1 protein-coding gene is annotated in these 600 nt (G+C 50.8%); it reads right to left on the reverse strand.

What is annotated here, in order from left to right:
* Positions 1–189: 189 nt before the first annotated feature.
* On the reverse strand, positions 190–471 hold the full coding sequence (locus ACIPRS_RS18850; RefSeq protein ID WP_446539654.1) for a hypothetical protein: 282 nt from the start codon (positions 469–471) through the stop codon (positions 190–192).
* Positions 472–600 lie beyond the last annotated feature (129 nt).

The raw sequence follows: 600 nt of genomic DNA on the forward strand, positions 1-600 counted from the left end.
CCACGCTCCTCGAACATGCTTTGGCGGTTCGACGGAAAAGAAATGACAAGCAATCCGAACAGGCTAAACGCTATGTAGCCTACTGCAATTACCTGAGCTAGCAGATAAGTATGTTCCAAGGCCTAACGCCAGAATTAAGCCGACCCGTGAAGCGGGTTCGGCTTGAATGAATTGTTAGGCCGCAGCCGACTATGCAGCATGTGCGACCAGTACTATCAGCAGCACAGAAATGGCAACGACTGCCGCCAGCAGCAGCCACTCTCGCAGGTTGAAGTCAGTGATCGAAAAGCTGGCTGGGTTGATTAGTGATCTAAAGATTGGCTTGCCAACGCGGCGGTAATGAAGTGCAAACACGCCATTCCCCGCAAGAATTGTGAAAGCAAAGAAAAGCACGACCAACGCTGTTTGTGATGGGGGCATGAAACGCACACTATCCAGAATCATTTGCCAGGGTTGTGAAGTTGTATCCATGCGGCCTAACACCAGAATTAAGCCGACCCGCGAAGCGGGTTCGGCTTGAATGAATTGTTAGGCCGCAACCAACAAAACGCGACCTATCCCTTTGTTGCCATTCTCCCAGACTGTGAAATCAGAACCCAC

This window comes from Pseudoxanthomonas sp. LARHCG66 (assembly GCF_052871755.1).

Bases quoted from the DNA above. Each gene is read 5' to 3' on its own strand.
- ACIPRS_RS18850 (WP_446539654.1), bottom strand. From the start codon at position 471: ATGGATACAACTTCACAACCCTGGCAAATGATTCTGGATAGTGTGCGT.